Consider the following 8,868-nt stretch of genomic DNA (forward strand, 5'->3'; position numbering starts at 1 on the left):
TCACCTCCTCCTCCTAGTGTTCCATATCACAGGAACTCGGCGGGCGGACGATACCGCGAGACGCACCGTCTGCGCGACCCTCGACCGTCGCCTCCGGACGAGCCGACGACAGGAGAACGACATCATGACCACCACCCACACCTGGATCGACGAGATCACCATGGAGGAACTGGATCGCGACCCGAATCCGATCTACGAGCGCCTCCGCCGTGAAGCCCCGGTCGCGTATGTGCCCGCAGTGGGGATGCACGTCGTGGCGACCCGCGAATTGTGCCTGCAGATCACGCAGGACCCGCAGGCGTGGTCCACCGTGATCGCCCCCTCGGGAGGCCGGACGTTCGGCAAGGGAACGGTTCTCGACTCCAACGGCGAGCAGCACCGCAGGATCCGGGAGTGGATCGATCCGCAACTGCGTCCCGCCGCCGTCGACACCTATGTCGAGGCCCTGGTCCGGCCGCAGGCGCAGCGGATCCTCGAGCGCATCGAAGACCTCGGAGCCGCCGACATCCAGGAGGCATACTTCGCGCCGGTCAGCGTCCGCGCCGTCGGCGACCTCATGGGCCTGACGGACGTCCCGTCCGAGACGCTCGTGCGCTGGTTCCAGACGCTCGCCCTGTCCTACGGCAACGCCGCGGTCGACGAGCACGGCAACTTCGCAGATCCGGCACCCTTCGAGGCCGGTGACAGGGTCAAGGAGGAGATCGTCGCGACGGTCGACCCCATGCTCGACCACTGGACCGCCCACCCCGACCACACCCTCATCTCGCACTGGCTGCACGACGGGATGCCCGAGGGACAGGTGCGCGATCGCGCCGAGATCTACCCGAACATCTACGTGTTCCTGCTCGGTGCTCTGCAGGAGCCGGGCCACGTCATGACGACCACCCTGGCGGGCCTGCTGCAGCACCCCGACCAGCTCGAACGGGTCGTCGACGATCCGACCCTCGTGCCGCGCGCGATCAACGAGGGCGCTCGGTGGGTGGCGCCGATCTGGAGCGCTGCGGTGAAGGTCGCGAACCACGATGTCACGATCGGCGGTGTCGACCTGCCTGCGGGTACACCCGTGATACTCGCCTACGGCTCGGCGAACCGGGACGAGACCGCCTGGGAGAACCCGGACGCCTACGACGTGGATCGGCCGGTCATGCCGCATCTCGCGTTCGGCTCCGGCAACCATGCCTGTGCCGGAACCTACCTCGGCACCGCGATCGTCCGCATCGCGCTCGAGGAGCTGTTCGAGACGATCCCGAACATCGAGCCCGATCTCGACCACACGCCGGACTTCTGGGGCTGGACCTTCCGCGGCCCGCAGGGATTGCGTGTGCGGTGGGAGGTGTGACAGTGGAACATTCGGTGACCGTCTCGGACGGCGAGCAGCCCTTTCGTGCCGCAGCGGACCGCTCCATCCTCGAATCCGCGCTACGGGAGAACCGGTGGCTCCCGCATGCCTGCTCGCAGGGCACGTGTGGCACCTGCAAGATCCGCGTGCTGTGCGGGGAGGTGGACCACGGGCGGGTGGACGATACGGTCCTTTCCGAGACGGAGCGTGCGAGCGGGCTCGCGCTGGCCTGCCAGGCGAGCCCGCGCACCGATCTGACCGTCGCGCCGTTGAGCGAGACTGCGCCGGTCGGCCCGAGGCATCCGTTGCGCGATCACGCCGGCACCGTGCTCGAGCTGACCGACATCGCCCGGTGCACCCGCCGGCTCGTCGTGGAGCTGGACGAGCCGATGGAATTCTCCGCCGGCCAGTACGCCGAGCTGGTTGTGCCGGGTTCCGTGGTGGCACGCCAATATTCGATGGCCAATCCGCCGTCCGAGTCGCGCCGGCTCGAGTTCCACATCAAGAAGGTCGACGGTGGGCTCGCGACGGAGGGGTGGATCTTCGGCTCGCTTCGCCCGGGAGACCGGATCGAGTTGCGCGGGCCGCTGGGGCAGTTCGCCCTGGTTCACCCCCAGGAGGAACCGGCCATCCTGATCGGCGGCGGGACGGGACTAGCCCCCTTGAAGTCGATTGTGCGCCATGCTCTCTCCAGCGATCTCGTCCCGAGCATCGACCTGTACCACGGAGGGCGCGGGCAGGCGGATCTGTACGACGTGGACTTCTTCCGGGCACTCGAGGCTGCCGATTCCCGATTCCGCTACCACCCCGTGCTCAGCGAGGAGCAGTGGGACGGCGCGACCGGCATGGTCACCGACGTCGTGCTCGACGACTTCGCCAGTTGCCGGGGGCGCAGCGCGTACCTGTGCGGACCACCCGCCATGGTCGCCGCGGCGGTCAAGGCGCTCAAACGGCGTCGCATGGCGCCCCGGTCGATATTCAAGGAGGAGTTCACCGTCGGCGCCGCGCCGCCGGTGCTGTCGCCGACGTGACCGGTTCTGCGGCCGGGTGTTCGGGTTCGTCCCGGGCACCCGGCCGTTCGCCGTCAGTGCCGGTGGCCCGGTGGGCGGTCGGTTCTTCCCTTGCGGTACTGACCGGGGCTGGAGCCGAAGGAGGCGCGGAACGTCCTGCTGAAGTGGGAGACGTCCCGGAAACCCGCGCATTCGCTGACCTCCGCGACGGACATCTCGGTCGTCAGCAGGTACTTCCGCGCGCGTTCGAGGCGGGCCTGGTACAGCCATGCCCGGGGGGTGATCCCGGCCGCGCTGAACAGTTTCTGCACGTTACGCAACGACATCCCGGCGTCGGCCGCGACGTCCGACAGCGTGAGCTCGGGATCGTGCAGTTTCTGTTCGATGACCCGCTGGACGCGGGTGAGGTCCTCGGTGCGATGCAGTTGCGAGGCGCTGGTCGCGAGCGGTCCCTCCGCGAGCGCGGTGGCCAGCATGTCGACGGCCGAGGAGGCGAACGACACCGCGGCCCCCGGCGAGATCGGCGCCGTCGTGGTCGAGAGGTCGACGAAGAATCGGCCGACCAGTTCGCCGGCCCCGGTGTCGCCGCCGATCGACCGGGCGGTGCCGTGTTCGACGATCCGGCCGGGTAGACGTGAGGTGAGCAGCTCGGCGGGGGACCGCACCACGATCTGCCGGAACGGCGCGGGGGAGTGGAAGACGAACGGTGCGGAGCAGTCCAGCAGCGCGAATCCCCCGCGCTCGAGAACGGTGGCTCGACCGGACTGCTGCACCTCGACGCGGCCCTCGGTCACGATGCACACGAGGTAGCCCGCCCAGTTGTCCGAGGCGATCATCTCGGGGGACCGCACCACGGTGTGGGCGTCGGCGCGGATCGTGCTGATGTGCAGGTCCCCGAAGGGCCGTCCACCCCACTCGGCGTCGAAGTGCTGCCGCGGATCGGGCCACGCCACGTCCATCTCGCCGTACAGCAGCTCGAGGGTGCTCGCCCACTGTGTGCGGCCTTCGCGGGTGTCGAGCTCCCGCGTGCGTAGGGACACGAGGGCGGGCGCCGCTCCGTTGCGCGCGGAGTCACCCGATTGTTCGCGCTCAGCCATGTTCCAGCAGACCTCCGCCTTCTAGTGTTCCAGATCACAGGGACTTGGCGTCCGGAACGATATACCGACATCGCGCCGAAGGCGACATCCGAGAGCGGATCCCCAATCAGGGCAACGCAATCGGTGCCGACCGCGTCGCAGCGCGACGCCGGTCGATCCCGCCGGTCCCCGAAACGACTCTCCACCGCCCGAGACCAGGAGTGAACATCATGACGACATCAGCGATCATCGGCGACGCCGTGGGAGCACCCAACACCGTCCGTCCCATGACGGGCGAGGAGTACATCGAGTCGCTGCGCGACGGTCGCGAGGTGTACTTCCGTGGTGAGCGGGTCGACGACGTCACCACGCACCCGGCCTTCCGAAATTCGGTTCGGTCGGTGGCACGGATGTACGACGCGATGCACAAGCCGGAGGCGAAGGGCATCCTCACGGTGCCGACCGACACCGGCAACGGTGGCTTCACCCATCCGTTCTTCAAGACGGCACGCAGCGCCGACGACCTGCTCCTCGCCCGCGACGCGATCGCCACGTGGCAGCGCGAGGTGTACGGCTGGCTGGGCCGCTCGCCCGACTACAAGGCGTCGTTCCTCGGCACCCTCGGAGCCAACGCCGACTTCTACGGCGAGTACAAGCAGAACGCCCTCGACTGGTACAAGAAGTCCCAGGAGCGGGTGCTCTACCTCAACCACGCGATCGTCAACCCGCCGATCGACCGCGACAAGCCCGCCGACGAGACCGCCGACATCTGCGTGCACGTGGTCGAGGAAACCGACGCGGGTCTGATCGTGTCGGGCGCGAAGGTGGTGGCGACCGGTTCGGCGATCACGAATGCCAACTTCATCGCGCACTACGGCCTGCCGCTCCGCAAGAAGGAGTTCGGCCTGATCTTCACCGTCCCGATGGATTCACCGGGGCTGAAGTTGTTCTGTCGTACGTCCTACGAGATGAACGCCGCCGTCATGGGTACGCCGTTCGACTACCCGCTGTCGAGCCGATTCGACGAGAACGACGCGATCATGGTGTTCGACCGGGTGCTGGTGCCGTGGGAGAACGTCTTCGCCTACGACGCCGAGACGACCAACGGGTTCGTCATGAAATCCGGGTTCATGTCGCGCTTCATGTTTCACGGTTGCGCCCGTCTCGCCGTGAAGCTCGACTTCATCGCCGGTTGCGTGATGAAGGCGGTGGAAATGACCGGCTCGGCCGGATTCCGCGGGGTGCAGATGCAGATCGGCGAGATCCTCAACTGGCGCGACATGTTCTGGGGACTGTCCGACGCGATGGCGAAGACACCCGATCCGTGGGTCGGCGGGGCCGTACAGCCGAACCTGAACTACGGACTGGCCTACCGGACCTTCATGGGTGTGGGCTATCCGCGGATCAAGGAGATCATCCAGCAGACTCTCGGCAGCGGTCTGATCTACCTGAATTCCCATGCGAGCGACTGGAGCAACCCCGACATCCGGCCGTACCTCGACCAGTACGTGCGCGGGTCGAACGGCATCGCGGCCATCGACCGCGTCAAGCTGCTCAAGCTGCTATGGGATGCCGTCGGCACCGAGTTCGGCGGCCGGCACGAGTTGTACGAGCGCAACTACGGCGGTGACCACGAGGCCGTGCGCTTCCAGACGCTGTTCGCCTACCAGGCCCAGGGCCTGGACAACCAGCTCAAGGGCTTTGCCGAACAGTGCATGTCCGAGTACGACATCCACGGCTGGACGCGGCCGGACCTGATCGGCAACGACGATCTGAAGATCGTCCGGGGCTGAACGGAGCGAGACGATGAGGAGCACTGCCGTGGCCGATCTCGAGGTCACCCCACTGCACATGCGGAAAGCGCTGGGGCGGTTCGCGAGTGGCGTCACCATCGTCACCACCGCCGAGTGTGAGGACGAGGCTTCGGTGCACGGGATGACCGCCAACGCCTTCACCTCGGTGTCGCTCGATCCGCCGCTCGTGCTCGTGTCGATCGCCAACCGCGCCAGGATGAACGAGCGGATCCGGGAGACCGGGCGGTACGGCGTCTCGATCCTCGCCGGGGACCAGGAACCGTTGTCCCTGCACTTCGCCGGGGCGGCGCACCAGCCGGATCTCGTCCGGTTCGTGTGGCGCAAGGGCGTGCCCCTGCTGGAGGGCGCACTGGTGCACCTGGCGTGCACCGTGGTCGATTCGCATCCCGCGGGTGATCACACCCTGCACGTGGGCCGGGTGGAGCGACTCTGGTACGACGACGGGCACCCGCTGGTGTTCTACACCGGCACCTTCCGGTCACTCGAACTGCAGGGCAGGGACGACCCCTGGGGCTTCTGAGCGGAGCAGGACGGGGTGGTCACGGCGGATGCCGCGGCCACCCCGCCCGCATGTGCGGCGGCATCGATCAGCGCCCTGTCGGCGCGGCCGGATATCTGGTTCGCTGGAGGGACGCGACGGCAGGTGAGCGCATGGAACGGTTGAGCGCACAGGACGTGACGACCCTGTGGCCCGACGAGGCGGGATGGCAGCAGGACATCGGTCTCGTCGCGATCCTCGACGCCGGGGACGGCGACGATCCGGACGGCCCGATGTTGCTCCGATCGGTCCGGGAGATCGTCGAGGCTCGGTTGCCGCTGGTGCCGCGTCTACGCCAGGTGGTGCATATCCCCGGGTGGGGGCAGGGACGACCGTTGTGGGCGGACGCAGCGAACTTCGACCTGCGTCACCACATCCGTGCGGTGGCGGCGGGACAGGGCGGGGAGTTGTTCCCGGTCGTCGAATCGATCCGGCGGAGCCCGCTCGACCGGTCCCGGCCGTTGTGGGAGCTGTGGGTGATCCCGGGATCCGGGGCGCATGCACCCGCGGTCTACCTGCGCATTCATCATGTGATCGCCGACGGTCCGGCGGGGGTGGCGATGCTGGGGCTGCTCCTCGACGCCGCTCCGGGCGTGCCGCTGTCGCCCGCGTCGCCGTGGCGACCCGCGCCGGTTCCCCGGGCGCGCACGCTGGTCGTCGACAACCTGCGCGGACGCTCGACCGCGGCGTTCCGGGTCGTGGCGGCCCGGGCTCGTCCGGGAACGCTCGTGCCCGACCTCCGAGACTCCTGGTCCGCGCTGCGACGAACCCGGCGCGAAGGGCGAGCGCCGCGCACCAGCCTGAACCGGCGGATCGGGTCGGAGCGCCGCTACGCAGTGGTGCACACCGACGTCGAGGTGGTCCGCGCGATCGCGCATCGGCACGGCACGAAGATCGACGACGTGCTGCTCTCGGTCTTCGCCGGGGGCTTGCGCGAACTGCTCTGTCGCCGAGGGGAACCGGTCGACGGCGTCGTGCTGCGGGCGGTGGTGCCCGTCTCGCTGCACGGGTCGCGTCCGGGGCCGGCTCGTGGAAACCTGCTCGGGCAGATGATCGTTCGGCTCCCGCTCGGTGTCGCCGATCCGCTGCGCCGGTTGACGTCGATCGCCGCGGACACAGCCGTCCGGAAGCGGCATGTCCGTCCGAGGACGGGCGCGGTGGTGACCGGCCGGGTCGTCCGGCGCATCGCCCTGCCGATGCTCGCCCGGCAACGGATGACGAACACGTACGTCGCCGACGTGGTCGGTCCGCCCACCCCGCTCTACCTTGCCGGGGCGCGGGTGCGCGAGATCGTGCCGGTGGTGGCGCTCATGGGCAACATCGGCGTCGGTGCGTGTGCTTTCTCGTACGCCGAGCGGTTCGTGATCACCGTCGTCGGCGACGGTGTCGTGTGTCCCGAGGTGGACGTGGTGGCTCGCGGAATGGAGGAAGAACTGCGGGCGCTTCGCGGTGAAGGCGAATGAGGGATGGCGTCGAACAGGCCGACGTGCCGGCACATTCGCTCAGGCGCCGGCGTTCACCGCGCCGGCTGTGTGGCTGCCGCCCGTGCCGCGACCTCGTCGGCGCGGGCGGCAGCGGCCGGGTTGCCTGCGATGGACCAGTTCACCGGATCGACTTCGACGATCTGTCCGCGCACCAGATCCCGCTGCGCCCCCAGGATCTCGACGATCAGATCGGTGAATCGCGCCGCCAGCTCCTGGCGCTGCTCGATCGGGCGTCCGGCGAGGACGATCGCGGTGAAGTAGGGGGCCGGGGTGCCGCCGTCGGCGATCGCCGTTCCGGCCGTCGCGGCGTCGTCGGGGCCGTACCGGACGACGAACGCCCGCACTCGCTCGATCGGGGACTCGAGGACCTCCGCGTAGCAGCGACTCGCGTCGGCGAGCAGCCGACGTCGTTGCCCGGCGGTGTAGGCGCCGTCGACGAGATGGAAGTGTGCAACAGGCATTGGCGCTCCTTCGTGACATGTCGGGGTACGGACTTATTGGACTCCGTGCCGGGTTCCGCCGTCGACGGTGAGGACGCTTCCGTGCAGCACGGCGGCCTCCGGAGCGAGGAGCATCTCCAGAGTCCAGCCGATCTCGTCGAGCGTCGGTAGCCGGCCGAGCGTGGTCTTGGCACGATAGCGATCCCAGATCTCGCCGGGGTCGCGTCCGGTCTCGGCGGCCTCGGTCTCGACGAACTTCCGCAGCCGTGGCGTGTCGACCGGTCCCGGCGCAATGGTGTGGGTGGTGACGCCCCTCGGTCCGTACAGCGCGCTGAGCTGACGCATGAGATTGAGGACTGCGGCGTTCACCGTCCCCGGCCCGGCGTCGAGCGGGCCGGGTTCGAGTCCGAGCGACCCGGCGATCGTCACGAAACGCGATCCCGGTACGAGGTGGTCCCGGACGGCGTGCAGCAGCCGCACCAGTCCGCCGACCTTGATGTTCGCGCCGACCGCGAAGTCCCCCGGCGCGATGGTGTCGGCCGAGCCGCGCACCGGAAGCCCGGCCGCGAACACGGCCAGGCGCACCGGCGCGTCGAGACGGGCGGTGATCGTGCCGATGGCGCTGTCGTCGGCGATGTCGGCGACACACGGAACGATCAGATCGTCCTCGGTCGCGAGCTTGTCGAGGTCCTCGGCGTTTCGGGCGACCGCGACGACGCGCAGCCCGCGTCGGACCAGGCGACGGGTGAACTCGGTGCCCATCGCGCCGGTCGCGCCGACGACGACGCACAGTGAGGGTGAGGCCATGTCTGTGCTCCTTGATTCGCGGGTGTAACCGCCATGGAGATGCATATCCGTTGGTCCCGGACTTTTCAGCCGCGCAGTCGGAGGGTGACCGCCCGCGGCTCGGTGAAGAAGTCGCGGGAGTACTGCCCGCCCTCGCGTCCGAGGCCGCTGGCGCCCTCGCCGCCGAAGGGCAGGCGCAGGTCGCGTTCGAAGAACGTGTTGATCCACACGGTGCCGGCCTTCCAGCGGGCGGCCATCCGGTGGGCCCGGTCCAGGTTCTGGGTGAACAGCATCCCGGCCAGGCCGTAGGGGGAGTCGTTGGCGATGCGCAGGGCCTCCTCCTCGGTGTCGAATCCGAGGACGGTCTCGACGGGGCCGAAG

General features: G+C 68.7%; 9 protein-coding genes. 5 read left to right on the forward strand and 4 right to left on the reverse strand.

What is annotated here, in order from left to right:
* The first annotated feature begins 124 nt into the window (after positions 1-124).
* A complete protein-coding gene (locus QYS60_RS24190) occupies positions 125-1,339 on the forward strand; it encodes a cytochrome P450 (protein ID WP_010592514.1) in 1,215 nt (404 codons plus the stop codon).
* A gap of 2 nt (positions 1,340-1,341) precedes the next feature.
* Positions 1,342-2,370 (forward strand): NADH:ubiquinone reductase (Na(+)-transporting) subunit F, encoded by a 1,029-nt coding sequence (locus QYS60_RS24195; RefSeq protein ID WP_010592513.1) that lies wholly within the window; start codon positions 1,342-1,344, stop codon positions 2,368-2,370.
* A 53-nt stretch (positions 2,371-2,423) separates the two neighbouring features.
* Here the strand turns inward: QYS60_RS24195 and QYS60_RS24200 are convergent, their stop codons facing one another.
* A complete protein-coding gene (locus QYS60_RS24200) occupies positions 2,424-3,446 on the reverse strand; it encodes an AraC family transcriptional regulator (protein ID WP_010592512.1) in 1,023 nt (340 codons plus the stop codon).
* A 209-nt stretch (positions 3,447-3,655) separates the two neighbouring features.
* On the opposite strand from QYS60_RS24200, the gene QYS60_RS24205 reads away from it, so the two are divergent.
* The 3 genes from QYS60_RS24205 to QYS60_RS24215 all read left to right on the forward strand — a co-directional run bounded on the left by QYS60_RS24205 (position 3,656) and on the right by QYS60_RS24215 (position 7,240).
* The gene (locus QYS60_RS24205) at positions 3,656-5,218 is read left to right on the forward strand and encodes a 4-hydroxyphenylacetate 3-hydroxylase family protein (protein WP_371384489.1); all 1,563 of its coding nucleotides are present in this window, start codon (positions 3,656-3,658) and stop codon (positions 5,216-5,218) included.
* 13 nt (positions 5,219-5,231) lie between these two features.
* Positions 5,232-5,759: an NADH-dependent flavin reductase gene (gene nphA, locus QYS60_RS24210; protein ID WP_193788743.1), complete on the forward strand. Its 528-nt coding sequence runs from the start codon at positions 5,232-5,234 to the stop codon at positions 5,757-5,759.
* A gap of 131 nt (positions 5,760-5,890) precedes the next feature.
* Positions 5,891-7,240: a wax ester/triacylglycerol synthase domain-containing protein gene (locus QYS60_RS24215; RefSeq protein ID WP_371384490.1), complete on the forward strand. Its 1,350-nt coding sequence runs from the start codon at positions 5,891-5,893 to the stop codon at positions 7,238-7,240.
* 53 nt (positions 7,241-7,293) lie between these two features.
* Here QYS60_RS24215 and QYS60_RS24220 read toward each other — a convergent pair whose 3' ends face one another.
* From QYS60_RS24220 to QYS60_RS24230, 3 genes are all read right to left on the reverse strand, one after another.
* Positions 7,294-7,722, reverse strand: coding sequence for a tautomerase family protein (locus QYS60_RS24220; protein WP_371384491.1), 429 nt, complete (start codon positions 7,720-7,722; stop codon positions 7,294-7,296).
* 33 nt (positions 7,723-7,755) lie between these two features.
* Positions 7,756-8,508 carry an SDR family NAD(P)-dependent oxidoreductase gene (locus tag QYS60_RS24225; protein ID WP_003936032.1) on the reverse strand — a complete coding sequence of 251 codons (753 nt, stop codon included), beginning with the start codon at positions 8,506-8,508 and terminating at the stop codon, positions 7,756-7,758.
* A gap of 65 nt (positions 8,509-8,573) precedes the next feature.
* Positions 8,574-8,868 (reverse strand): aldehyde dehydrogenase family protein (locus QYS60_RS24230; RefSeq protein WP_371384492.1); only part of this gene is annotated, 295 nt, incomplete at its 5' end.

It is taken from the genome of Rhodococcus sp. GXMU-t2271 (assembly GCF_041414735.1).
Lineage (GTDB): Bacteria > Actinomycetota > Actinomycetes > Mycobacteriales > Mycobacteriaceae > Rhodococcus > Rhodococcus indonesiensis.